Consider the following 25,448-nt stretch of genomic DNA (forward strand, 5'->3'; position numbering starts at 1 on the left):
ACAGCAGTCTGCCTACCGATTCGCACCCGTAAATGATTGATTGCTCGGAATGCGAATGAATTCAAGACTGCCGGGTTTAACGCCAATAAAAAAAGTATAATAACCAAATTGCGGTGACCAGTCGAAACGCATCAACCAACAGTGTAAGTCGCGCTCTAGGCCCAGTGAGGGATATTGAAAGCCTTTCGAATTGAAATCGTAAGAAATATTGGAGAGGTTGATTTTCCAGTTTCGCGTCAGCGGGATGTTGCCCTGCAGACTGAAACTGTGTACCGAGCGCTCAACTTTGTCTTCTCCGTTTGCTTGTCTGCTGTGACGAAAGTTTAAGATGTATTGTAAGTTGAAATTGTAGAATAATTCTGCAAGGCCGGGTAAGTTGTTCGTTTTTTGATTTTCTGGATCGGTTTTAAACAGCGATACAATTTGTCCAAGTGTAGATGAAAAAGTAGTATTGATAAATGCGGAACTGAGAATGAGCAAATGTTTATTTCTGTTGATCGCAAATTCTTTGCTTCGCCGCTCCTTACCTTCTATAAAATCTCTGCCGTAGGGATCCAGGCTCATTCCATAATAAACCGTGACCATGCCATTGAGCAAACGATTGCTCCCGCTGGCGGCAATCGGACTCAGCTTGAATGAATCAGCAAAAACATTGTAATTGGTGCTGATGCTGAGGTTTTCGATGATGGGCAATTTGTGAAAAGAGCTGTCTTTCTTTTTGTAGTATTTTAATTCGAGTCTGTTAGACAGATTAAATGATATATTAAAATTTTCACCCGGTACCGAAAATCCCCCAAATGGGCTATCGGTAAATTTAAGATACTCGCGGCTGATGTTTTTTTCGGGACGCAGATCTGTATCATAGGTTTTGTAGTAATTGAAAGGGTTTTTGTGATAATCGGGCGAATAATTAAAACTAATAGAAGGCGTGAGCTGGTGGCGTAGGCCCCTGAACCAGCCTTTGGACGCCAGGATCTGTCCAAATAACTGAGTGCTGAGACCGGCTGATGCCGTAATCGTTCTGAAGGGAGCAAAAGAGTTACGTCGTAAGGTATCCAATTTTCCATACACGGAATCCGTCGCGTTAGGCGGTAAAAAAACCGAATCAAGCAAATTGATCTCATGCTGAAAAAAACTGAGTTCTTCGTCGTAACTAATGCTCGGATTAAAACTCAAATACTTCAAGACTTTAAAATTTGCATTGATATCCAATCCATGTTTGAAACCATAACGCAGATCATCAAAAACTTTGTCTGTAAATAATATGGTATCAGTCGTATGCACGCTGTTTCTGAATTGCGCATTGTAACTGGTAGCAATGCGGTCGTACCATTTTTCGGAAGCATCAATTCTGTTTTTCTTTTTGAAAGGGTTGATGCTTCGCATTTGAAGATTTATTTCAGGTAGCGTGACATCGACGATTTTAGAAATCAGGTTTTGCGAATGCGACATTCCGGCCGACAAGGACAGCGGACTATTTGGAAACTGTAAATTGTAATTGAGGCTGGATCTTAAAATATTTTGTAAGGCCGCATTGTAATTATTGGACTGCAGTTTTGAAAAACCTTTGGTTTCAATATGAACGTTGCCACCGAAACTCTGGTAAGGATGTGCACCGGTTTCCTGTCTGTGCGACCATTTTAAACTGATTGGGCGATTGATGTTGGTGAGATACGAGGCCGGTAATTCCTGGATCCGGTTTTCATATTGAAGATCAAAAGAGCCGCTGTACTTATATCGCCTTTTATAATTTCCGTTGACTCCGATTTTATAAGAACCTTTAAAAAAAATATCTCCCAATATTTTTAAATCAAAATAATCGCTGAGGGGTAGATAATAGCCAATATTCGTCAAACCAAATCCCCGGTCATCGTAAGTATATTCTTTCGGAAACAAAATACCGGATCGCGCTTTTTTGGATATGGGAAAAAAACCGAAGGGCAACCACAGCGGGGTAGGAATGCCCTGAATCTGAACATGCGAGGGCCCGACCACAGCTACTTTATCGGGAATGATTTTTTGTTTATTGCTGTAAATGCCATAATGTGGATGTTCGGCGTCGCAGGTGGTGATGATGGCGTGCTGATTGTAAATGATATCATCTCCACCGCTGTCTTTGCTGAGTTTGGAAATAAATTTGGTTTCAGCCCCATGGATGTACAAATCTCCTTCTCTTGTGACAATCTCTTCAATCAAACCCTTTTTGGATTCGAAATTGTAAGTTATTTTTTGAGCTTTAAAATTCTGATCCCCCTCTTTAAATTCAGGCACTCCCGACTTTTGACCAAAGGAGTCTATGGCCGGTTCGGCAGTTGCCAAATTCTTATTGAGCTCAACCCTGATATAGGCAGCTCTGATTTCCATGTCCTGATACTTAATGTAGGCATCGCCATAAAGATGTATGATGCGCTCGGCATATTCAAAGCGCACCCGGTCGCGTGCACTATAATCTACAGGTACTTCCAGACTGTCGGGAGAAATGAGCAATAGGCTGTCAGCCCGCAAAATCAAACTGTCGGCAACAGGTTTTACAAGTTTATCCGGCAGGCTGTCCGTTTGCTGGGCAAAAAGCAGGACCCCCGAAAGATGAATGATAAGTATAAATAATACTTTAATCAAATAAAAATAGATGTTTATATATTTGTATAATTATAATATGTATATTTGAGCTGAATTTTACTCAAAATGCAAAACTACGACACCTTTGCAACGAATGCAATTGCATTCAAATTACCTTTGGCATTATCCTTAACATGGATTTTCTTTTGGGCCGCTGCTGATATTTCCTGTCAAAACCTTATGGAAGACCCGGTGATTGTTCTGGATCCGGGCCATGGAGGAAAAGATCATGGCGCCGGAAACCATCTTTGCAGCGAAAAATCCATTTGTCTGGCCATCTGCCAAATGGCGCGGGAAAAACTGACCGTGAGTTTGCCCAAGGCGAAAATCTATCTGACGCGTGAAGAAGATTCATTTGTGCCTTTGAAAAAGCGTTCTTCTTTTGCCAATGAACTGGATGCCGATCTTTTTATTTCCTTGCATTGTAATGCTTTTGGAGGCCATCCCAGGGCAGCAAGAGGTACAGAGACTTATGTCATGGGATTGCATAAAACGGAAGACAATCTGGAAGTGGCCAAACGCGAGAATTTATCGGTTCTGTTTGAAGACGAATCCGAGGATCTCGAAGAAATGAATACGGAATCCTTAATCTTTTTAAACCACTTACAGGATCGCAACCTTCAAAGAAGCATTGAATTTGCTAAACTTATGGAAGATGAATTTTCAAATAACCATCCCGGCAAGAGCAAAGGGGTAAAACAAGCCGGTTTTATGGTGTTGCATCAAATTAGCATGCCGGGTGTTTTGGTAGAGGCCGGTTTTCTCAGTCATCCTGATGAATGCAGATATTTATGCTCCTATGAAGGCCAAATGACGATAGCCAATCAACTCGTAAATGCAATTCATAAATATTTCAAGGTCTCACCGCAAAGGGAATTGATCGCACAAACAATAAACAATACAACTTCGTCCCTTCCCCAAAATGAAGCTGTTTACAAAGTCCAATTGATTACCAGTCCGCTGGATCCGGGAAATGATGCGCAATGGAGTACAAATAAATCAGTTGAAATAGTTTTTGAATCTGGCCTTTACAAGGTGTATTCCGGAAATTACCACGACAAGCAACAAGCACTCTCAGAGCAGGATAAATGGATACAGGCGGGTTTCAAAGAGGCCTTTGTGGTGAGTTTTCCATCTAGTAATTGATGGAATGCCGGGTTTTTGTAAATGATCCAAAACTCATGTTTCAGATTAACAGTTCTTTAGGAGCTCAGCTGCTCGATACAAAGGCTATAGTTGTCGCGTTTTTTCCTATTTTTGGGCCTGTTTTAACAAAAAGCTCATCTTGAGAAACGAAGTCAAAGTTGGTATTCTTAGTTTAGTGACGATTATTGTTTCCGTTTTCGGTTACAAATATTTGAAGGGGAGTAATATCCTGGAACGCGCAAATACTTATTATATTAGGTTTACAGATATTGGTCAAATGGATGCTTCAGCACCAGTACTTATCAGAGGTTATAAAATCGGTTCAGTGACCAAGATCAATCTTGATCCTGAAAATGCAGACTTAATTCTCGTGACGATAGAAGTCAAACGGGATTTGAATCTACCTAAAAACACCAAAGCCATCCTGGTAAGCCAGGGTTTAATGGGCGGAAAGGCATTAATACTCGATTATCAAAACATCTGTCTATCTGATTGTCTTCCGAATAAGAGTTTTATTCCCGGCGAAATCGCAGGAATGTTATCGAGTATGATCAGCAAAGAGGAAATCAATGATTATACCCAGTCCATTGGTAATGGGCTCAACAAATTGTTAGACACTGCTGCTACGAATGAAAATACGCAATTGGCCGGAACCGTGAAAAACATTCATGTCATCATTGCAAATCTTGCGCAATCAACTTCTCGCATCAACCATTTATTGGAAAGTTCAACAGGCGGTATGCAGAACTCTATGAAAAATCTTGAAATCGTAACAGCTGCTCTGGCACAAAATGCAAATGCCCTTTCAAACACGGTCAAAAATCTGGATAAAATTTCGGCTGGCATCGCTGCTGCCGATCCCGGCAAAATGTTTCAAACCGCAGACCAGACCTTGAAGGAAAGTAAAAAAACACTGGAGCAACTCACCCAAACAGTTAGTGAGAGCAAACAAACCATTGTGCAATTGAATCAGGTTTTGTCAGATGTAAACTCCGGCCAAGGCAGTTTGGGTAAACTAATTAACGATCCTGCGCTCTACCAAAATCTAAATAAGACCACCAAAAACCTGGATCTTCTTTTACAGGATCTCCGCTTAAATCCAAAGCGCTATGTGCATATTTCTGTATTTGGAAAAAATGGCGGGACTTACGAAAAGCCTCAGGAATAAGTTTATTAAATGTACGCAGCTATTGATTTAGTTTTACCTGTCACATATTGAATTCACGAGTTTTGACTCATCTCAATTTAAATTGGATTTGACTGTTATAAAATTAGAGTTTATAACAGTGATCGAAAAATAAAAAATTAAAATCATTACACATCAAATGCTCTTTATTAATTTAAAAAATCTTCGCAGTACAATAAAGATTGATTTGCGATCGATTCAAATGGGTTTATCAAATTTTTTATTTTCCTCTGAAATTATTCAAACAAATTACTTGCTTTTCATAACTAAGTTAATCAGTGCCAGAAGAGCAATTGCCCCAATAGCCGCTGTTAAAATGTATCCGATCCAACCGGACCCCAGACTTACTCCAAGTAAGCCTAAACCCCAGTAGCCGATAATTCCTCCAAGGATACCGACCACAATATTTCCGATGGTTCCGAGTCCGCTACCTTTATATATTTGACCAGCAAGCCAGCCAGCTATAGCTCCCAGGATTAAACTAATAATGATTCCTTCCATGATGTTAAAATTAAGGCTCAAAAATTTTGAGCGATGCAATTTAGCGATTGGTTCGCAATTTATGATGAGGGGATCGGTTTTTTATAGATGGATTAGGTACTGTTGGGCAACAGGCTGATATAAAAAAAATCGTTAAACATTACATTTAACGATTTCTAAAAGGATTAAAGCGCAGAAATAATAGCCGTTAATTCTTCGGGTGTTTTTCCAAGTTTGACTTGAATTTTAGTCAACATTTCATTTTTCTTTCCATCTTCATAAATTAGGTCAGAATCGACCAAAGCTGGAAATTTGACTTTAAGTTTGGCTTTTTGATCTGCCCAACTCGCTTTTACAGGAGTTGGGGTTGTGGTAGGTGCTTTCATGTGAATTCATTGATTTGTAATAGAATTATTACCTTACAAAGGTGAAGTATTTCGCTCATCAATTATTACAAATGAGGTATAAAGATTTGCATTTATTACGCTTTTTAAATATTTTATTTCTGCTGCCGTTCAACTTTTAATCGATAGATTTAATGTCTCCTTCTTATAGATAGTTTAGAAAACGAATTGTCATAAATTATAGCTGTAAATTTCGAAATATAATTCAACAATGCTCACTGTTGGTCGTTTTTACATCAATAGATTGCAAGTGATGCGTTGTGTGATCCTCGTGATTTACAATTTAAATTGGCATTAAATGTATTTAAATGAGGCTGACCTGCCAATGTATGTCATTTAGCAGGTCAGCGTGGCTTCATTTTTTTCACTTATACATTTTATCAAGATGTACCAATGAAGTTTAAGGTCTCATGAAATTGTTTTAAATGAAAACCATCTTAATATTATTGGCTTAAGTGCAATATCGGAAGATACAAGGGGAATTTAATATTCAAATTTTCAAATCAGCTATACAATCATGGAGCGATTGACTCAAAAGGTCCATCTCATTGGAGAATCCGGTTTTGAAGGCCTGCCAATTTTCCTTGCCATTGTTATTGTACTCGTTTATTCTTGTTTTCATAGCCGTATTTTTTTGTTCAAGAATTTCTAGCTGTTCCTTGAATGCGGAATTAACGGACTTGCTGTTATTTTTTATTTTGTCTTTTAATTGTGCGATGTTTTCTTCATTGGCGTTGATCTGTTGCTGACTTTTGTTTTTGAAACTTATAATTTCTGCAGCCACTTCATTTTCAGCCTTGATCAATGCATCCTTAGCTTTGGAAATATCTTCTTTTGAATTTTTTACATCCTGACTTGGTGAGGTACAGTTTGAAATGAAGAGCAAGAGGGTGAGGCTCATTAGCGCAATTGGTAATTTTGTTTTAAAGTTCAATTTTTTCATAGGGCTTAGTTAATTAATGGAGATATTAATGAGATGGCTGTTGAATCAGGATCTATTAAATGCAATGATTTGCATTTAAAGTGAAGAAAGAATTTGATTGAGTTCTTCCTTTGTTTTGCCCAGAATAGTTTGAAGTTTACCAAGCATGATGTCTCGTTTGCCTTCTTCGTACATCAAATCATTATCCGTTAATACGGCATATTTTAATTTGAGTTTTCCTTTTTGCTCGTTCCAGGTTCCTTCTAATTCTTTCGTGTTCATGATAATTTAGTTTGTGTATTTCGCAACTTGCGAAAAAGTTTATAACGATGTTGTTACCATGCAAAGATCAGCTTGATTTATTAATTTAGTTTTATACATTTTAAGAAAATTATTGCAGTTTTCTCACATTTTGTTTTTTGAAATATAACTTCATAAAGTTAAGTGCAGGATTATAGCTTAAAGATTTTGTCATTATAGGAAGATGAAATACTAAAGTCTGGAGATCAGGATTAAATCTCTTGACTATCATACATATGGCATATGTTATATTATTAATTGTGTAAATATGTGATTCTTGTAACTAATAAAAGAATAGGTGTAAGTTATCTGAATATAGATGTTGCACTTTTGTGAAAGAAAAACATAAAAAATATTTATATGAAAAAGTATGGTATATTAAACATCAATAAAACATCATTAATAATACTGTTGTTGGCTTTTAGTTTTATCGGCCGGTCACAATCCGGTGAATTCGGCTTAAGATTTATGCCGAGTTTTTCTGCGTTTGATTTTAAATCTTCGACCGGAGGTTCAATTACCGGCGAAGTAAGGTTTAGTCTAGGTTTTGGAGCTTTATTAGCTGTAAATTTTACAGAACATGTTGGCTTGCAAGGTGAGATCATTTACAGTTCGCTGTCTCAAAAATATAAGGAGGTAGATCGTGAACATAATATTACCTTACGATATATTAACATTCCACTGTTATTATCTCTGAATACAGGTAAATCTGAAGCAGTGAATTTTAATCTGGTCGTTGGCCCTCAAATTGGAATCAATGTAGGTAGTAAATTGCTTAGCACAGGTGGAGATGGAACAAACCCCACTACTCCGGTATTATCTGTTAAAAAGGGAGACTTGGGATTTGCATACGGAGCTGGCATTGATTTTGGAATTTCGGCTGACAATAGTTTACGGCTTGGTTTGGGATTCAGAGGAGTTATTGGTTTGATTGATATAAGCGACAACAGCAGTAATATCGTTACCAACTCTTATTACATTCTGGATCGCACTCATCTTAAATCCTATGCTGGATATATTGGCGTTTCTTTCCTGTTCTGATGAAGTTTTTAAGTCTGTATTCTGTTCAGAATCGAAATAAGAATTATAATATTAAAGAGTTTCATATGTAATAAATATATAAAATATGATTACAAAAGTGTAAGCTATTGTATGTTTATTATTGCAGTTTTGTTTGAAATAGATGTTACCAGAAATCCTGCTCTGGAGCACCATCCTGGAAAGGTAGTATGAAATAGGTTTAACTTGATCTGCCTTTCCATCTTTTCTTTTATTGTATGAAGCTACTTTTAAATTTCTATCATGAAGTAGGCATCAAATATATTTCTAGATCCTTTAAATTATCACTATAATGAGTAATGAAAAATTGATTTTTGGCATTTTACTGGGAGTAACAGCCGGAGTAGCTTTGGGAGTTTTATTGGCACCCGATAAGGGCTCAACCACAAGAGCGAAATTGTTACAATCGAAAGACGATTATCTGTCGATCTTCGAAAAGAAATTTAATGATTTGTTGGACCAATTTCAAAGGATGAAAAAAAATGATTCACATGACTTGCAGCCTGATTTTGTAAGTATTAACCATTCAAAATAATCATTCGAACAAAGCTGATCCAAACATTCCAATTGGGGAACTTTTATATAAAATAATAGATCATTTCTGAATTTTGAATGTCTGGAATTTTCAAAATATCTGAAATTATTGAATGTTTGAATAGGGTGTAACAAATATTAACACAATGAATGAAAGATCGGAAGCTGATAATCCAATAAGCATCATGGAGAATCTCTTCAATAAAGCTGAAAGCTATTACCATTTAAGCATTGAGGTATCTAAGCTAAAAGCACTTGAAAAATCTACTTTGATGGTAACGAAAATTATTTCAAAGCTGATTTTGATGTTGGTCATTTTATTGATACTTTTATTTCTTAGTATGGGCTTGGCTTTTTATTTGGGAGAACTTTTTGGGAAAACTTATTATGGTTTTTTAATCGTTTCCGGGATTTATGTTTTGATATTCGTCTTTTTTTATTACAGCCTATATGAGCTCTTGTTGCAGCCAGTCAGTAAATTGTTTTCGGAGTATTTTAATAAGTAAATTGAAATGAAGGAGTCAGCATTTAGAACTGAACTGAAAGCTACTATATTGGCCAAAGAAAAATTGCGCGAACAGGCAAGGTTGGACTTGGTTTCTTATGCTAAAGAATCATTGGAGAAGGTCAATCCTATACAATTATTGAAATCAGCAGTGGCAGGTCATTATAAAAACCATTCTATCACCGGCGATCTTCTGGGATTGGCGATGAGCTTGTCGGCCGGATATTTTTCTAAAAAAGTATTGCTGGGAAGTTCGCATAGCCACTTGAGGAAAGTTTTAGGCAACGCCTTAATGTTAGCTGTGACCGGTATTTCATCCGCCAATATGGATAACATTAGAGAGACAGGTAATAGCTATTTTCAGAAAATGAAAGGTCTGTTTAAAAAGCCTGAACACAAAGTTTAATTTCCCGGAATTAAAATAATATTTCTAAATAATAGTCATTTGATCAGTAAAAGCAGCAAAAGGCTTTTAACATGATAATAAATGCTAAGGAATAAGCATGTCGAGATGAAATCTGAATTTCCTATTCATGGTAATTGTAAGGGCGAAAAACCCCATACAGCAGTACCTTATTTCCATTCGAGAAAATATATCTCTTTATGAAGCCGATTATTGAATTTCCGGGGTATATTAAATTTGCATATTTGGCCATTGGTGCTTCTGCATTGTTGGCTACCTTATATTTAGGGCAATACATCATCGTACCCTTTGTATACGCTTTAATTGTAGCAATTCTATTGGTTCCATTGGTGGAGTTGATGTCAAAAAGGGGATTGCCCCGGAGTTTGGCTATAAGTGTGGTTGTGATCCTGACGATTTTATTAGCATTGGCGATCGTGTATTTGATCTTTGCACAGGGTTCTTTAATCTATGATTCTATTCCTGTTTTGATGGAGAAGAATCAACAGCCCGGTTTGAATATTTTAAATTGGATTTCTACTGAATTCAAGGTAAAACCTGAGGTCATTCAGGAATGGATGCAAAAATCGAAAGACCATATTTTTGTATACTTGGGATCTGCTGTCGGCTCCTTCATGCAAGTTATGAGCGACATTTTATTCACCATGGTCCTGTTGCCTGTTTATTTATTTATGGTCTTGTACTACAAGGATTTTTTTATTGAGTTTATCAAGCGATTATTTCATAAAGAGAGTCATGTCAGAGTATTTGAAGTCTTACATAGTTCAAAGAAGATTATCCAATGGTATCTGATAGGATTGTTACTTGAAGCAGCCATAGTAGCCATTTTAAATATCATGGGTTTATGGGCTCTTGGAATTGAGCATGCCATTATTTTAGGTTTGACAGGAGCTCTTTTAAATATTATACCGTATATCGGAGGAATGTTCGCCACACTACTAACGGTTGTAGTAGCGCTTACTACCAAGGAAGGCTACAACTATGCTATGGCAGTTGTACTCTTATATGTGATTATTCAATTAATAGATAATAATTTTATCGTGCCAAAAATTGTAGGCTCACGGGTTCGCCTGAATGCATTGGTGTCAGTAGTGGTTGTTATATTAGGGGCAGCAATGTGGGGTATTTCCGGAATGTTTTTATCCATACCCATCACCGCTATTTTAAAAGTTATTTTGGATCATGTAGATGGACTTAAACCCTGGGGATATCTGTTGGGTAATGATGTTCAAGATTCAAAATAATCTTTCAAGTCATAAAATCAAAATGTTACTTCATTTTTTATTGATGTTAATTATTTTACAACAACTGTTTTCAGTTATTTTATGAATCATTGAATTCTGTAAGAGTATTCGAGAGTTGTGTAAAGTATTTCATTTTTATTATAACAATTTTGTGATGTGAAAATTATTTCGCACATGTCCCGCCAGTTGCGGGTGTAAATATTTTATAAAAATGAAATTCAAAACACTATTGAGCAACTTCACCCTGATCATGCTTATTTTATCTGCAGGTTGCAAAAAGGATGATTTTGTCGAGGTCGCGGGATTGTGTCCCTTGGTGATCTCCACAAACCCTACGAATGGAGCTACAAGTGTGCCACTCGACCAAATTATTACAATTACTTTTAATGAAGAGATGAATCCTGCGACTATTAACCTGAATTCAATTTTGATTTCAGGACCTTCTCTATTAACAGGAACGCTCGAATTCGATGGGCTAATTGCTACATTTACTCCTACATTTCCACTCATTGAAAATACGATTTATACAGGGCGAGTCACGCAAGCTGTTAAAGATGTAAATGGAAATGCTTTGCAGACAGATTATGTTTGGACGTTTAGTACAGGATTGATTATTGGACCCCTTGTAGTTACAACAAGTCCGGCAAACAACGAGAATAACGTAGCACTCAATAAAGTAATCAGCGCAACTTTTAATATGGCTATGGATTCGTCTACCATAGATCAAACCAGTTTTATAATCAAAGAAGATTTTAATGCAATTGAAGGTGTGATTTCATACTCCGGAAATACGGCCTTTTTTACACCTACCAATTTATTAGAGTCCAATAAAACGTACACGGGAATTCTAACAACCAGGATAAAAAATCTTGCAGGTGTTTCTTTGGTCAGTGACTATATTTGGACTTTTACGACTTCGGTTTTTCAGCCGCCTACAGTCATAAGTACTGATCCTTTTGATCATGAAACGAATGTGATACTTAGTAAACATATTTCGGCTACGTTTAGTGAACCGATGGTTGCAAATACCATCACAGCATCTAGTTTTACATTAAAAAATGGAATTTCACCAGTGTCAGGTGCCGTTAGCTATACTGGCAATACAGCAACGTTTATACCTTCTACTCCATTACTTGCAAACACGACTTATACGGCAAGGATTGCATCAACCGTTAGAAATTTTGCAGGCACTGCCATGGAGAATGATTATGTCTGGACATTTAGTACCGGTACTATAGTCATTCCAACAATTATAAGTACCGATCCAGTGAATAATGAGATTGGTGTGTTGTTGAATAAAGTAATCTCTGCCAATTTTAGTGTACCAATGAATCCACTTACGATTAGTACAAGTAGTTTTATTTTGAAAAGCGGAACCACAGTTATCCAAGGTACTGTTAATTATTTTGGGACGAGAGCTTCGTTTATACCCACAAATCCACTGAACCCTAATACAGTTTACACAGCAACTATAACTACTGCTGTGAAAAATCTTGCCGGCACTTCAATTGCAGCTGATTATGTTTGGTCATTCACAACTGTTAATAATATACCGCCAACAGTTATTGCTACCGATCCAACAAATAATGCTACAGGTGTACTATTGGGCAAAATTATTACAGCAACTTTCAGTGTACCAATGGATCCTTCAACAATCAATGCAAACAATTTTTATATAAAGCAAGGTTCCAATCTAATTCCTGGTATATTATTGTATTCTGGTGTTACGGCAACATTCATACCTTCCGTGAATTTAAAGTCGAATACTGTTTACACCGGAACAATAACCAACAGTGTTAAGAATGCTGCAGGATTTAATATGACGAATAATTATGTTTGGTCATTTACAACAGTGACGATACCTCCTCCTACTGTAATTTCAACAAGTCCAATCAATAATGCTACCGGAGTTGCAATCAATAAAGTTGTCACTGCTACTTTTAGTACTACGATGGACCCAACCACTATTAATACCTCTAGTTTTCTATTGAAAGAGGGAGTGAATTCCATATTGGGTAATGTTAGCTATTCCGGTGTTACGGCAAGCTTTACACCTTTTGCTCTTTTAAAAGCAAATACGCTGTATACAGCTACGATTACAACGATTGCTAAAAACGTAGCAGGTGTTTCTCTGGTAAGTAATTACGTGTGGTCGTTTACAACCATCGCAAATCCTCCGCCTACCGTTATTTCGACTGATCCCATTAATAATGCAACAGGAGTTGCATTGAGCAAAGTACTCAGCGCAAGCTTTAGTACAGCGATGGATCCGACCACCATTAATTCCTCTAGTTTTTTATTAAAGGAAGGAACTAATTCTGTTTTAGGTTTGGTTACTTATTCTGGTGTCACTGCTAGTTTTACGCCACTGGCTCTTTTGAAAGCAAATACCTTGTATACGGCTACGATTACAACGATTGCTAAAAACCTGGCAGGTGTTTCGTTAGTGAGTAATTATGTTTGGACTTTTACAACCATAGCAAATATACCTCCAACGGTGATTTCGACAGATCCTTTAAATAATGCTACCGGAGTCGTTTTGAACAAACAAGTTGCCGCAACATTTAGTGTGCAAATGGATCCTGCTACGATCAACTCAAGTACTTTTACCTTAAGCTATGCAGGGATACCTGTAAGTGGTGTGGTAAGTTATTCTGGGATCATCGCAAGGTTTACACCTAACAATCCCTTGATTGCAAATACGCTTTATACGGCAACGATTACAACCGGAGCGAAGAACTTAGCCGGCATTTCATTGGTAAGTAATTATGTATGGTCATTTACTACCGTAGTCTTGATACCGCCAACAGTTATTTCAACTGATCCGGTAAATAATGCAACAGCTGTTGAATTAAATAAAACCATCACCGCAAATTTTAGTACTGCGATGGATCCTCTTACCATCAATGGAACTAGTTTTCTACTAACGGCCGGGAACAATGCTGTTGCGGGTGTAGTAACTTATACCGGAATTACGGCCTCATTTAATCCAACGGGTGATCTATTGCCAAATACAGTGTATACAGCAAGGATCACGACTGCTGCAAAAAACCTTGCTGGAACTCCACTGGCAAATGATTATATATGGACATTCACTACCAAACCTCCTGCAGGTGCCCCTTATGTTAATTTAAATTCCGTTGCGCGATTTGGAATTATAGCAGGTGTTGGAATTACTAATAATGCAGGGCAAAGTGAAATTCATGATATGGATATTGGGATCAGTCCGGGAGTTCGTGCATCTGTTACTGGTTTTCCTCCCGGTATTGTTGTAAACGGAGCCATTTTTGCCTCAGATGATGTGAGTCCACCGGGCGTCGCAGCAATGTTGATTCAAGCAAAAAATGATTTAACGGCTGCTTACAATTTTGCAAAAGGTGCTTCTGTGCCTGCGCCAGTTTTGATATCAGGAGATCAGGGAGGTCTCACACTAACACCAGGTATTTACAAATCAACTTCGAGCTTATTGATTGCTTCAGGAGATTTAACTTTAGATGCGCAAGGTGATCCGAATGCAGTTTGGATTTTTCAAATTGGATCTTCCTTTACAAGTATTGGCGGAGCCGGAGGCAGCATCATTTTAAGTGGAGGTGCCCAACCAGATAATATTTTCTGGCAGGTTGGAAGCTCTGCTACTATTGGAGATTTTACATCATTCCAGGGCAATATTCTGGCATTAACTTCTGTCACGATGAATTCAGGAGCAACAGCCGAAGGAAGAATGCTATGCATTAACGGTGCTGTAGTTTTGACGAGCACTAACATTATTAACAGACCTTAAAAATTTATTACAATGAAAACAACAATCATATTTTTTAAAGGAACGCGAAATCCGCGTTCCTTAAATAAGTCGGTGGGTACGTACATATTGATGATCTTATTAACCACTTTCAGTTTATTTATACCGCTGCATTCTCAGGAATTGAAATATACCAGGCCTTCTTGGTTGTTTGGTGTGGCTGCAGGAGCAAACCTTAATTTCTACCGGGGCTCAACACAGCAATTAAATGCGGACTTTAGAGCACCCGTTGCCTTTCACGATGGAACCAGTGTTGCTTTGTATCTTGCTCCACTTGTTGAATATTACCGTCCCGGAACTCTTTTGGGAATCGGTTTGCAAGTTGGCTATGATAGCCGCAAAGGATCTTATGACCAGGTGATCACAATTTGTAATTGTCCTGCAGATCTGCAAACAAATTTGAGCTATGTCACCGTAGAACCCAGTTTGAGATTGTCACCCTTCGGTTCGAATTTTTATTTATTTGGTGGACCCCGTTTTGCTTTTAACATAGATAAATCTTTTACCTATGAGTTAGGAATAAATCCTGATTTTCCTGAACAAGAACCTACACCTGATGTGAATGGAGATTTTAGCAATGTGAATAATTCGCTCGTATCAATGCAAATTGGTGCAGCTTATGATATTTATTTATCATCGCAGGCCCATCATACACAATTTGTATTATCGCCTTTTATTTCTTTTCAACCTTATTTCGGACAATCACCCAGATCGATTGAGACCTGGAATATTTCAACATTAAGAGTTGGAGCAGCCATCAAATTGGGAATGGGAAAATTAATTCCGACGCCGGCAGAAGTAATGATTCTTGATTCAGATGTTAGTTTCTCCGTAGTTGCGCCAAAAAACATTCCTGTCGCAAGAAAAGTAAGAGAAATATTTCCAATCAGAAATTATGTATTTTTCGATCTGGGATCTCATGAAATTCCAAACAGATATGTTTTATTAAACAAGGAACAAGCCAAGACATTTCAAATTGAACAACTCGATTTGGAAATTCCAAAAAATTTAAAAGGAAGGTCACAGCGTCAAATGGTTGTGTACTATAATGTCTTGAATATTCTTGGAGACAGAATGCTTAAAAATCCAGCTTCTACGATTCAGCTTGTTGGATCATCTGAAAAAGGCCCAGAAGATGGTCAATTGATGGCTAATGAAATTAAAAATTATCTTGTTGATATTTTTGGCATCAACTCGCTTCGAATCAATATTTCAGGTTTGGATAAACCACAAATACCATCAGAACAACCCGGTGCAACTCTTGAATTGAAACTGTTGAAAGAAGGCGACCGTAGAGTTTCCATTGAAAGTACCTCATCTGAATTGCTCATGGAATTCCAAAATGGCCCGGGCTCTTTATTGAAACCTGTAGAAATTAAAGCGGTGCAGGAAGCACCCCTTGATAGTTACGTTTCCTTTAATGCAAAAGGTGCACAAACTTCTTTTTCATCCTGGTCCTTAGAAATCAGAGATGATAAATCTGCAATGAAAACTTTTGGACCTTATTATCACGATCGCATAAGCATTCCCGGCAAGGCCATTCTTGGAAACAGGCCAGAAGGTGATTACAAGGTTACGATGATTGGCGTTACCAAAGATGGTAAAATTGTGAGAAGAGATGCCAATGTACACATGGTCCTTTGGACTCCGCCTCAAGATGCGGAAGGTATGCGCTACAGTTTCATTTATGAATTCAACGATTACAGAACTATAAAAATTTATGAAAAATATATAGCTGAAGTTGTGGTTCCAAACATTCCTAAGAACTCAACCTTATTGGTTCATGGTTATACAGACATCATCGGCGACGACAGTCATAATCTTGGCTTATCTCTCGACCGTGCCAATGATGTTTTAAGAATACTTGAAAAGGGATTGATACTTGCCAATCGCAAGGATGTCACATTTGAAGTATATGGATTTGGTGAAAACCAGGATTTATCTCCTTTTGATAATGAATATCCTGAAGAAAGATTTTATAACCGCACAGTTATCATAGATATTATTCCAAAATTGTAATGGATGTTTGGGATAATGATTTCAAGATAAATTTTAATACAGCTTACCTGATGATATCAGGTAAGCTTTTTTCAGGGAAGCACTCAATATTTTTATATTATAATTTCATTTGAATTAGTTGTAAATGATGGAATGAGATTTATTAAACAAGTAATGCATATAAATAATAAATTGTCTTATGTAACTTTATCTATTATTAATAACCTACCTTGAGTTCTGTTTTTGAACACGCTTCATTTTGGATGAATTTAATTACCATTTGAACTTTTAAAAACTTCATAATTGAGCCTTTGAAATATTACCAAGCAATTGTTTTGAAAAATATTTATTATGATGAATACATTAGAACTCGAAAAGGGGATTGCCCATATCACAGTTGAAATTATTGAATATGTCCCGAATTCTGTAGTTATTAAAACCATACTTAAAAAATCTACTGGCAATATCAGCGTGATGTCATTTGATAGTGGGGAAGGCTTGACGGAGAAAACTTCACCCTTCGACACCTTTGTTCAAATAATCGAAGGCAAAGCGGAAATCGTAATTGATAAAAAATCTATTGTATTGGAAACAGGTCAGTCAATCGTCATTCCAGCACATATGCCTAATTTTGTAAAAGCCAATGGAAGATTTAAAATGATCCAGACAGTAATAAAAAGTGGCTATGAATAAACACTAAAGCGCAATATACTTTTATGGGAAAACTGTTATAGATTTTCGAGATTTCCTTTGCGTTTTTGTTTAAGTTGCTTAAAATAGGAAGGCGAAAGTCCTGTTATTTTTTTAAATTGGTTGGAAAGATGGGCTACAGAACTATAGTTCAATTTATAGGAGATTTCAGTCAAATTAAGTTCATCATAAAGTAATAGTTCCTTTACTTTTTCAATCTTATTTAAAATGATGTAATGTTGAATAGTTATGCCCTTTACTTCAGAAAAGATATTGGATAAATAATTGTAATCGTAATCTAGTTTACTGCTGATGTATTCTGAATAATTAACCTTGGGTGATTCATCTGAATAATGAATCATTTCCGTAATGACATTTTTGATCTTTTCTATCAAAATGCTTTTTTTATTGTCCATTAATTCAAGTCCGGATCGCAATAAATTGATCCTCAATTTTTCCTTTTGTTCGTCAGTAATGTCTTCCAGGATTTCTACGGTGCCCAGATCGACATTGACATAATTTAGTCCTAGCTTCAAGAGCTCTTCCTTTACCAGGAGTTTGCATCGCAGGCTGACCATATATTTGATGTATAGTATCATAATAATTTTAGTATCAATTGAGGCAATAGATACTTGTAAAAAACAAAATCGGTCTAAACGATTCGATTATGGGAATTTCTTCGAAATCTGAAAAAGTAAGAAGTATTCAATTATTGAAATGAAAATCTCATCTGCACATTCTATCAGGTGCTTTTTAAAATGAGAGAATATGCAAATTGATTTATGCCTTATCTTCTTACTTCGATGTAATTTACTTCAAATTTGTCGGAATGTCAAATTTATTTCAATTAATTCGTTGAAAATCAGTAATTAATGATTTATTGAGGCATTTTAATCATTCCAGGCGCATTTATATTGAAAATCAAGCAGATTTTCAATATATTGAAACCTTAATTCCGCCCTTTCCGGCTCTTTAATTATCGGCTTTATTTGTTCGATATTTGTTCAAATATTTGGTGGACAGAGGATATAGTTGACGTGAGAATCATTCTTAGCAATGTGATTCGTAGAGTGTGAGTTGATATAAAGTCTAAATGCAGATCTAAAAAGCCCATTTTGATGGTAATATGAATTTATCAAAACCTGACGAAGCGCAGAGAAGTAAGCATTTGAAAGCGATAGCTGAATGCACCCGACTGCAGATTGTGCTTAAAAGATGTGCAGAAGAACAATAGCAGGCGCAACGAGGAATTGGGGATTTGAGTTTATATGTAACATAGGCTAGTATTTAGGATTTGTCTTCCATTTCATTTTTGAAAGCGTCCTGGTATATAAATTTTTCGTTAAAGTGAAATTCAACTCACTGATACCAATGCATTGCAATCGGTTGTTAAACCGGATAAAATGGGAGATGTTAATAAAAGTAAGCTACAAATGCTATCGTTGAATGATTTACACAAGTGCTGCATCTTGTAAAACTGATTTTGGATAAATAGTACTAATAATGTTCAACTCCTTTCCTACGCGTTCTAGATGCTTAAGGCTGTAATCCATTTGACTCTTCGTTAAATTGGCTGTGATTGAAATTCTTACACGGGTCTGTTTTTTGGGTACGGCAGGATAGGGAACTGCATTGACTAAAATGCCTGATTGATTTAATTGATAGGCCATTGTTTTAACTTTGATATCGTCACCAATGATCAAAGGAATGATCGCAGTTTGTGTTTCTCCAATCACAAAACCCAGGTCTGTAATTTTGCGCCTGAAATAATTGATATTCTCATGGAGTTTTTGCATGATTTCCGGTTCTTCTTCCATGATATTTATGGCTTCCAAAACACCTGCTGCAACAGGAATAGCAGGCGAGGTTGAAAACATATAAGATCTGCATGCAATTTGGAGATATGAAATCAATTCCTTACTTCCCCCAACAAAGCCACCCACAGCGCCAACAGCTTTGCTAAACGTTCCGGTGAGAATGTCAACTTTAAACTGATGGTCAAAATAACTCATGGTTCCGCGGCCGCAATCGCCTACGACCCCAGTGCCATGAGCATCATCCATCAATACCCAGGCACCATATGAATGGGCAAGATCAATGATTTCATCAAGTTTGGCAATGTCTCCTTCCATTGAATAGACTCCATCGATAATGACCATTTTGTTATTGTAATTTTTAGCTTTTTGCAAGCAGTGTTCAAGAGACTTTAGATCATTGTGTTTAAAGATCATCCTGTTGGTAGAAACACAACCATCCATCAGACTAGCATGTGCATACATATCGCATATGGCAACGTCGCGCTCACCTAGCAACGCTCTTAAAACGCCAATGTTGGTAGCATATCCGGACGAAAAACACATGACATGATCAACGCCTTTAAATGCTGCAAGTTTTTTCTCAAGCTGCGAGTGAATTGCGTGTGTTCCTGAAAGCATTGAAACACTACCTGAACCTAAACCAAAATCTTTTACAGCTTTCACCACAGCTTCCTTCACCCTGTGATGTTGCGACATATTTAAATAATCATTGGATGCAAGGTGTATCATTTCTTTTCCATCCTGAGTTCGCACGAGCGCATCGCATCCAGTTGTCATGACCCTTTTGTATGTAAAAAGTTGATTCGATTTTAAATCATCCAGGTAACTGTTTAATATTTCAAATCTCGAATGCAGGGGTTGTTGATTTAATCTTTTGTCATATAAGCATTCGAGAAGAGAATACTTTGAACTATCAATAGTGCCAAAATTACTCGTAGAGAATTCAAGTAGATTATTTTCGGCGCTTTCAAAGCTGAGCTGGGTTGAATTTTTTTCGATGATTTTCATGCGTTGCTTTTAATTTATTTTTTAGAATGAAATAAGAAATGTGGAAAAAAATGATTTTAAATCCGGCACAAAAGTAAAGCCCGGCTTTAGGGCATAAATCACCCAAAAAGGGGATCTTCTGCAATATTATAAAAATCCCCTGAAAGTGGGATTTTTATGAAAAGTTATTAGGATTGGCAATAAATAAAAATCTTTACAGCATGAAAGGCCTTTACAAACGCCAATATTATTCGTATTCCTTTATTTACTGTTTACTCTTTTGTACGGCACAAGTGCATACGCAAGAATGGGCCGATAGTGCCTTTCAATCCAGAAAAACTAAGGCCATCGAGAATCTTTTGAAGTTTCCTAAACAGGATACCCATAGGATCATAGCCCTGGTGAATGTTTATGAAACAAGTACCTTTCTCAAGCAGAGAATAGAGGTCAAAGCTTATGTTGATGAGGCAGTTTCTCTGAGTCGGAAATTAAATTTTCCTGTAGGTATTTGCAAATCTTATTATTGGTATGCGAATTATTACCTGGCTAAAAAAGAATACGATACAACACATCTCTATCTCGATAGTTTGATCGAATGGGCAGTCCTTTTTTCGAGTCCCCGAATGAATGCGCTTGGTCACCGATTGCGTGGCCAACTGTATTTGCGACTGGAAGACTACTTGCGGGCACAGGAAGCTTATCAGCAATCCTTAATCTACTTTGCAGTTCATGTGGAAGATCTTACATTATATATTTACAGAGATCTTGTTAATATTTTTAGGTATGTCGAGAACATAGACAAAGCATTGTATTATGCGCAGTTAGCTTTGCAGACTGCAGAGAAATTAAATTCTAAATTAAATTTCATGACAGCGTGTTTAAGCTATTCAAATGTACTTATGTCTGCGCAAAATTTTGTCAAAGCTGATGAAATGTTGTCGAAAATGCAAGGATACATGCCGGATAGCACAGAACTCAATCTGACTTATTCCTATTATTTAAAAAAGGGTATCATAGCTCAACAAAAAGGGGATCATAGATCTGCGAAAAAATTGTTAGTTCAGGCATTAAAATATGCGGAACAAAGCAAACATGGAAACTCTGTAAGTGAAGTCCTTTCGGCTTTATTTCAATTATCACTTCAAGATGGAAATGGCCCGGAGGCAAAAGCATATGCTGAGCGAAATTTGAAACAAGCGCTGATGAGTCAGAATAAACTGAATCAATATGCTGCGTGGAAAAATTTGTCTGCTTTTTATCGAATAGAAAACGATTATAAATCAGCTTTTTTAGCCTTGGAAACAGCCTTGGTTTTGAAAGATAGTTTGATGACAGAGTCTGCTGTCAAACATATGAATTTATTGGAATCAAGCTACCAACATGAGCAAAAAGCGCGAACGATTGATCAGTTAAAAAAGCATAATGATGTACAAAAAATAAAGATCCAGGAGCAATATCGATTAAACACTTTGCTTGTTGTGACTTTAATTTGTTTGCTGCTCATCGTTATTTTGGCATATAAATATTTTACGAACCAAAGGAAACTGCAACTTCAATATATTTCAGAGCTCGAAAGGAATAAACACATTCAAACTATTGATGCGATTTTGCAAGGTCAGGAAAATGAAAGGAGAAGAATGGCGCAAGAGTTGCACGATAGCCTGGGCGGTATGTTGTCCGGAATTAAATTGTCAATGATGAATATGAAAGACCATCTCATGATCAGCCCCGAAAATCATTATAAATTTGAAAATGCCATGCATCTGATGGATAAATCTATACAGGAACTGCGTCATGTGGCACATAATTTAATGCCGGCAGCGCTTGTGAAATTAGGTTTGCGCGAAGCGCTTGCTGATTATACACAAACGGTTGAAACTTCCGGTACGATTCCAGTTAAATTGCAATGTCTGGGTGTTGATCGGGCCTTGAATGCCACTGCAGAAATTTACATTTATCGAATCGTCCAGGAATTGGTTACCAATGCAATGAAACACGCCCAGGCGCATCGCGTTTTGGTACAACTTGTTTTTTCAGAAACGGATGTTGAAATTACAGTTGAAGATGATGGCATAGGATTTGAACGCACAATGGAACCCATATCCAGTATGGGCTTGATGAACATTCAATATCGCGTTGAGTATCTAAAGGGCAAATTGAATATTCAATCAACTAAGGAAAAAGGTACTTCAATATATATATCATTACCCGTATAAAACGCCTGAATTTGATTCGAATTTATATCGTCGATGATCATCCCCTTGTGGTAGAAGGAATTCGGACTGCATTGCAAAATGAAGCCGATATCCAATGGGCCGGGCATGCGATAAATGCAGCTGAATGTCTGGAATTTTTAAGATTACATATCTGTGATGTGATCTTAATGGATATCAGCCTTCCCGGAAAAAGCGGAATTGAATTGTGCAGTGAAATTAAAAATGAATATCCTGCATTGAAAATTCTTGCGCTGAGTACTTTTCATCAGGGCAGTTATATTGCAAAAATGATAGATAATGGTGCCGATGGTTATGTCGTAAAAAATGCTGATAAAAATGAACTCCTTTTGCTATTCGTTCAGTTGCTCAAGGCCTGAAATATCTCAGCCATGAGGCCAATATACAACTACAGGAAAAAAGAGAAAAAGACAAAAATCTTCCGGTATTAACCAGACGAGAGCTTGAAGTATTAAAATGGATTGCCAAAGGAATGACGAATCCACAAATAGCTAAAGAACTATTCATCAGCGTGGATACCGTAGATAGCCACCGAAAAAACCTTTTATCTAAAACTCAGGCCGCCAACACGGCCTCCCTGGTTCGCTTTGCGATGGAAAATCAATGGTTGGATGAATAATCCGGTTTTTAATTTTGCGTTTTAATCATTTTGGCAAAACCGCTTCGTCCATCTTTGCTTTGTAATTGTAAATAGTACATTCCTGCATCTAATTTTTTACCTATAGCTACGATCCTTGTCTGAGCCGGAATTTCCATTTGCTCAACAAGTTTACCTGAGGTATTGAATATGGAGCAGTACAAAATATCTGCTTTATGGTCATTTAGGCGCAAGTAACTTTCATCCGAAAACAAGCTAGGATAAAGCTCAAATGCGATAGAAGGTGCTGTTTGTTTGTTTGTTACAATTTCTCCTTCTGTTATGAGAAATGCATCAATGGCTGCTTCCACCAAATGTCCGGGATCATAATCTCCGGCTACTACATAGAGACTAACAGATGTTAGGTTTTGAAGAAAATCTTTGATTTTTATTTTTTCTAATTTTCTCCAGTTGGTATCATTTACATCGGTTTGAAAAAACAGAATGGTGTCTGTCGGCGTTTGATCATAGTTAATCAAATAAAAAGCCAGACTGTCATTGGGATTGTTATTTCCGCCGCCATTGGTAAACCAATACTCCAAATTTAATAAGGGCTGACGATAAGTAGATAAATCCATATTGGGACTGGTAAGAGTAGTGGCGCCACCATCTACATCGTCACCTGATGGATCTGAACTGCTGTTGCCAGTTACATAACAATCATAACCATAATCGTTAGGTACATCTAAGTCTGTCTGTACAGGTCTGTTGTTTCTTGTTGAACCGAGTGGCTCAGCGCGCACCCATAGCCCCGCGCTTGCAGTCGATTTTACATTCCAACTCAAATCAAACAAAAAATCGTCCTGATATCCTTTTTCGATAAGAATGGTTATATCCCCTTGTGGATTTTGGGAATCCAAAACTTTTGCACCATGTAAATAGCCCCATTTTCCGGCCACGATCTGATATTGCTGGTTGTCTTGTGGCACCGCTAGGGCTGATTCTCCCAGTGCATTTGTCGTTCCTTCTACTTTTCTGTTAGGATTGAAAATACTTACATGAGCGTCTTCAATTTCCTGCAAACTTCCTTTCTCTTTTACAATAACGCGTTGAATGATAGTAGCTCTTTTAACCAATTTTATATCGCGCAAAGTAACTACACCGTGTTCTAAATCAACACTCACAGTTTGAGGTATGTAATCAGGATGGGTAAATTCAACATCATAACTACCAGCCGTTGCATAGCCGGTTTTATACAGTCCTTTCAAATTGGTCTGTTCTTCATTTTTACGGGGTGTTTTCAAAACAACAGAGACATTTGAAATCACTTCATTGGTGATGCTGTCTGTGACTTTACCTTCAAGGTAACAAGCTCTAATGTATTCGGGTTGAATGACAAATAAACCACCTTCTATGTCTGAAGCAACAATAGTACCACTTGGAAGATAAGGGCTTACGCCCCAACATCCATGAAATCCTCTTTGATTTCCGGTATAAGTGTCTACAGAACCAACTTCAATTAAATTATCCGGTTTATGAGCATCGATGATTTTGACTCCGTCCGTATAATATGCTGTGATCAGATAGCCATTCAAATATCGCGTATTGTGTGGAATGACACCTGTACCTTCGGTGTCTTTTGGACGCCATTGATCAAGTAGTTTAATATTGGTAAGATCGCTGATGTCATAAGATGCAACAAAAGCATTTTCGCGCTCGTCTGTTGTGAATACATATTTAGCATCGTCAGATGGCCAAGCATTGTGCGTAAATGCAAATGGGGTATTGATCGTAGCGAGTTCTTTTGGATTTTGCTGATCTTTTACATCCCAAATGGTTAGCAATCCTTCATATATATCAGAGGAATACATCGTATCATTTCGCACGAAATTGTCATGGCAGTATCTTTTGGTTTCTGAACCCAGGAATTTTGGGTTTTCAGGATTAACATTTAAATCAAAAAACAGGACCCCTCTCCAGGCGCCACAACCATTGAGACTTAGAATCCCTTTTTCATCAATAAATACCGTATGACATGTCGTTATATCACCGGTTTGATTATTTGCAGTGACGTTGGTCGTCCAAAACTTATGACTGATTTTAGAGGGAGCTTCCTTCATATTGATGATAATGACCCCGTCTGAAGATGCATCTGTGACCCCGTATATGTAATCGCCATAAGAGAATACTTCTCTCCAGGTAGTGTTGACTCCACTTGCTCTGTATCGTTCTATTGGTTTTGAAGGATCCTCTAGACTATAAACCACCAGAGCTGTTCTCGATCCTAAGGCTGCATATTCAACTCCATTTCTATCAACAAAATGCCAGATTCCGCTTCCGCCTTCCGGTGCAGGAACATGGGCAACTATCTTCATATTCAGGTCTCCATCCTGAGCATTCAGGACGAATGAGGAAAGGCAACAAAAAATTAAAAGGAATCTTAAATTCATAATGGCTTTATTAAAATTTGGGCAAAAATAGATGTAACTTATTGGAAATTCTAATGATTAACGTTTGCTGCTA

19 protein-coding genes and 1 pseudogene are annotated in these 25,448 nt (G+C 37.3%); 12 read left to right on the forward strand and 8 right to left on the reverse strand.

Features of this window, described 5'->3' with window-relative positions; all coding sequences use genetic code 11:
- Positions 1-12: 12 nt before the first annotated feature.
- A complete protein-coding gene (locus tag IPM92_12275; GenBank protein MBK9109109.1) occupies positions 13-2,619 on the reverse strand; it encodes an LPS-assembly protein LptD in 2,607 nt (868 codons plus the stop codon).
- A gap of 66 nt (positions 2,620-2,685) precedes the next feature.
- On the opposite strand from IPM92_12275, the gene IPM92_12280 reads away from it, so the two are divergent.
- Together IPM92_12280 and IPM92_12285 are read left to right on the forward strand one after the other, a co-directional pair.
- On the forward strand, positions 2,686-3,765 hold the full coding sequence (locus IPM92_12280; GenBank protein ID MBK9109110.1) for an N-acetylmuramoyl-L-alanine amidase: 1,080 nt from the start codon (positions 2,686-2,688) through the stop codon (positions 3,763-3,765).
- 139 nt (positions 3,766-3,904) lie between these two features.
- A complete protein-coding gene (locus IPM92_12285) occupies positions 3,905-4,933 on the forward strand; it encodes an MCE family protein (GenBank protein MBK9109111.1) in 1,029 nt (342 codons plus the stop codon).
- A gap of 267 nt (positions 4,934-5,200) precedes the next feature.
- Here IPM92_12285 and IPM92_12290 read toward each other — a convergent pair whose 3' ends face one another.
- The 4 genes from IPM92_12290 to IPM92_12305 form a co-directional block, all read right to left on the reverse strand.
- Positions 5,201-5,452, reverse strand: a complete 252-nt coding sequence (locus IPM92_12290) for a GlsB/YeaQ/YmgE family stress response membrane protein (GenBank protein ID MBK9109112.1) — start codon at positions 5,450-5,452, stop codon at positions 5,201-5,203.
- 164 nt (positions 5,453-5,616) lie between these two features.
- Positions 5,617-5,817, reverse strand: a complete 201-nt coding sequence (locus IPM92_12295; protein MBK9109113.1) for a general stress protein CsbD — start codon at positions 5,815-5,817, stop codon at positions 5,617-5,619.
- Positions 5,818-6,325: 508 nt separating this feature from the next.
- Positions 6,326-6,778 (reverse strand): hypothetical protein, encoded by a 453-nt coding sequence (locus IPM92_12300; protein ID MBK9109114.1) that lies wholly within the window; start codon positions 6,776-6,778, stop codon positions 6,326-6,328.
- Between the two features lie 75 nt (positions 6,779-6,853).
- A complete protein-coding gene (locus IPM92_12305; protein MBK9109115.1) occupies positions 6,854-7,039 on the reverse strand; it encodes a CsbD family protein in 186 nt (61 codons plus the stop codon).
- A 378-nt stretch (positions 7,040-7,417) separates the two neighbouring features.
- On the opposite strand from IPM92_12305, the gene IPM92_12310 reads away from it, so the two are divergent.
- From IPM92_12310 to IPM92_12345, 8 genes are all read left to right on the forward strand, one after another.
- Positions 7,418-8,098, forward strand: coding sequence for a PorT family protein (locus tag IPM92_12310; GenBank protein ID MBK9109116.1), 681 nt, complete (start codon positions 7,418-7,420; stop codon positions 8,096-8,098).
- 307 nt (positions 8,099-8,405) lie between these two features.
- On the forward strand, positions 8,406-8,651 hold the full coding sequence (locus IPM92_12315) for a YtxH domain-containing protein (GenBank protein MBK9109117.1): 246 nt from the start codon (positions 8,406-8,408) through the stop codon (positions 8,649-8,651).
- Positions 8,652-8,796: 145 nt separating this feature from the next.
- Positions 8,797-9,156: a hypothetical protein gene (locus IPM92_12320; GenBank protein ID MBK9109118.1), complete on the forward strand. Its 360-nt coding sequence runs from the start codon at positions 8,797-8,799 to the stop codon at positions 9,154-9,156.
- A 6-nt stretch (positions 9,157-9,162) separates the two neighbouring features.
- Positions 9,163-9,561 carry a hypothetical protein gene (locus IPM92_12325; GenBank protein ID MBK9109119.1) on the forward strand — a complete coding sequence of 133 codons (399 nt, stop codon included), beginning with the start codon at positions 9,163-9,165 and terminating at the stop codon, positions 9,559-9,561.
- A gap of 197 nt (positions 9,562-9,758) precedes the next feature.
- Entirely contained in the window at positions 9,759-10,823 is a 1,065-nt protein-coding gene (locus IPM92_12330; protein ID MBK9109120.1) for an AI-2E family transporter, read from the forward strand.
- Between the two features lie 211 nt (positions 10,824-11,034).
- Entirely contained in the window at positions 11,035-14,604 is a 3,570-nt protein-coding gene (locus tag IPM92_12335; GenBank protein MBK9109121.1) for an Ig-like domain-containing protein, read from the forward strand.
- Positions 14,605-14,616: 12 nt separating this feature from the next.
- Positions 14,617-16,641 (forward strand): outer membrane beta-barrel protein, encoded by a 2,025-nt coding sequence (locus IPM92_12340; protein ID MBK9109122.1) that lies wholly within the window; start codon positions 14,617-14,619, stop codon positions 16,639-16,641.
- Positions 16,642-16,974: 333 nt separating this feature from the next.
- Positions 16,975-17,313 (forward strand): cupin domain-containing protein, encoded by a 339-nt coding sequence (locus IPM92_12345; GenBank protein MBK9109123.1) that lies wholly within the window; start codon positions 16,975-16,977, stop codon positions 17,311-17,313.
- A gap of 35 nt (positions 17,314-17,348) precedes the next feature.
- On the opposite strand, the gene IPM92_12350 is transcribed toward IPM92_12345, so the two are convergent.
- Both IPM92_12350 and IPM92_12355 read right to left on the reverse strand, forming a co-directional pair.
- Positions 17,349-17,888: a helix-turn-helix transcriptional regulator gene (locus IPM92_12350; GenBank protein ID MBK9109124.1), complete on the reverse strand. Its 540-nt coding sequence runs from the start codon at positions 17,886-17,888 to the stop codon at positions 17,349-17,351.
- An 873-nt stretch (positions 17,889-18,761) separates the two neighbouring features.
- Positions 18,762-20,135: an aminotransferase class I/II-fold pyridoxal phosphate-dependent enzyme gene (locus IPM92_12355; protein MBK9109125.1), complete on the reverse strand. Its 1,374-nt coding sequence runs from the start codon at positions 20,133-20,135 to the stop codon at positions 18,762-18,764.
- Between the two features lie 200 nt (positions 20,136-20,335).
- Between IPM92_12355 and IPM92_12360 the strand changes: the two genes are divergently transcribed.
- Together IPM92_12360 and IPM92_12365 are read left to right on the forward strand one after the other, a co-directional pair.
- Positions 20,336-22,330: a hypothetical protein gene (locus IPM92_12360; GenBank protein ID MBK9109126.1), complete on the forward strand. Its 1,995-nt coding sequence runs from the start codon at positions 20,336-20,338 to the stop codon at positions 22,328-22,330.
- A gap of 11 nt (positions 22,331-22,341) precedes the next feature.
- A pseudogene (locus tag IPM92_12365) lies at positions 22,342-22,967 on the forward strand (response regulator transcription factor).
- An 8-nt stretch (positions 22,968-22,975) separates the two neighbouring features.
- Here IPM92_12365 and IPM92_12370 read toward each other — a convergent pair.
- A complete protein-coding gene (locus IPM92_12370; GenBank protein ID MBK9109127.1) occupies positions 22,976-25,375 on the reverse strand; it encodes a choice-of-anchor B family protein in 2,400 nt (799 codons plus the stop codon).
- Between the last annotated feature and the right edge of the window lie 73 nt (positions 25,376-25,448).

The organism is Saprospiraceae bacterium, from assembly GCA_016719615.1.
In the GTDB taxonomy this organism is placed as follows: Bacteria; Bacteroidota; Bacteroidia; order Chitinophagales; family Saprospiraceae; genus Vicinibacter.

What these genes read in the sequence shown, in the direction of transcription:
- IPM92_12300 (MBK9109114.1), bottom strand. Translation starts at nt 6,778, where the DNA reads ATGAAAAAATTGAACTTTAAAACAAAATTACCAATTGCGCTAATGAGC.
- IPM92_12350 (MBK9109124.1), bottom strand. Translation starts at nt 17,888, where the DNA reads ATGGTCAGCCTGCGATGCAAACTCCTGGTAAAGGAAGAGCTCTTGAAG.
- IPM92_12330 (MBK9109120.1), top strand. Translation starts at nt 9,759, where the DNA reads ATGAAGCCGATTATTGAATTTCCGGGGTATATTAAATTTGCATATTTG.
- IPM92_12370 (MBK9109127.1), bottom strand. Translation starts at nt 25,375, where the DNA reads ATGAATTTAAGATTCCTTTTAATTTTTTGTTGCCTTTCCTCATTCGTC.
- IPM92_12325 (MBK9109119.1), top strand. Translation starts at nt 9,163, where the DNA reads ATGAAGGAGTCAGCATTTAGAACTGAACTGAAAGCTACTATATTGGCC.
- IPM92_12340 (MBK9109122.1), top strand. Translation starts at nt 14,617, where the DNA reads ATGAAAACAACAATCATATTTTTTAAAGGAACGCGAAATCCGCGTTCC.
- IPM92_12280 (MBK9109110.1), top strand. Translation starts at nt 2,686, where the DNA reads ATGCAAAACTACGACACCTTTGCAACGAATGCAATTGCATTCAAATTA.
- IPM92_12310 (MBK9109116.1), top strand. Translation starts at nt 7,418, where the DNA reads ATGAAAAAGTATGGTATATTAAACATCAATAAAACATCATTAATAATA.
- IPM92_12360 (MBK9109126.1), top strand. Translation starts at nt 20,336, where the DNA reads ATGAAAGGCCTTTACAAACGCCAATATTATTCGTATTCCTTTATTTAC.
- IPM92_12305 (MBK9109115.1), bottom strand. Translation starts at nt 7,039, where the DNA reads ATGAACACGAAAGAATTAGAAGGAACCTGGAACGAGCAAAAAGGAAAA.
- IPM92_12335 (MBK9109121.1), top strand. Translation starts at nt 11,035, where the DNA reads ATGAAATTCAAAACACTATTGAGCAACTTCACCCTGATCATGCTTATT.
- IPM92_12355 (MBK9109125.1), bottom strand. Translation starts at nt 20,135, where the DNA reads ATGAAAATCATCGAAAAAAATTCAACCCAGCTCAGCTTTGAAAGCGCC.
- IPM92_12320 (MBK9109118.1), top strand. Translation starts at nt 8,797, where the DNA reads ATGAATGAAAGATCGGAAGCTGATAATCCAATAAGCATCATGGAGAAT.
- IPM92_12290 (MBK9109112.1), bottom strand. Translation starts at nt 5,452, where the DNA reads ATGGAAGGAATCATTATTAGTTTAATCCTGGGAGCTATAGCTGGCTGG.
- IPM92_12295 (MBK9109113.1), bottom strand. Translation starts at nt 5,817, where the DNA reads ATGAAAGCACCTACCACAACCCCAACTCCTGTAAAAGCGAGTTGGGCA.
- IPM92_12345 (MBK9109123.1), top strand. Translation starts at nt 16,975, where the DNA reads ATGAATACATTAGAACTCGAAAAGGGGATTGCCCATATCACAGTTGAA.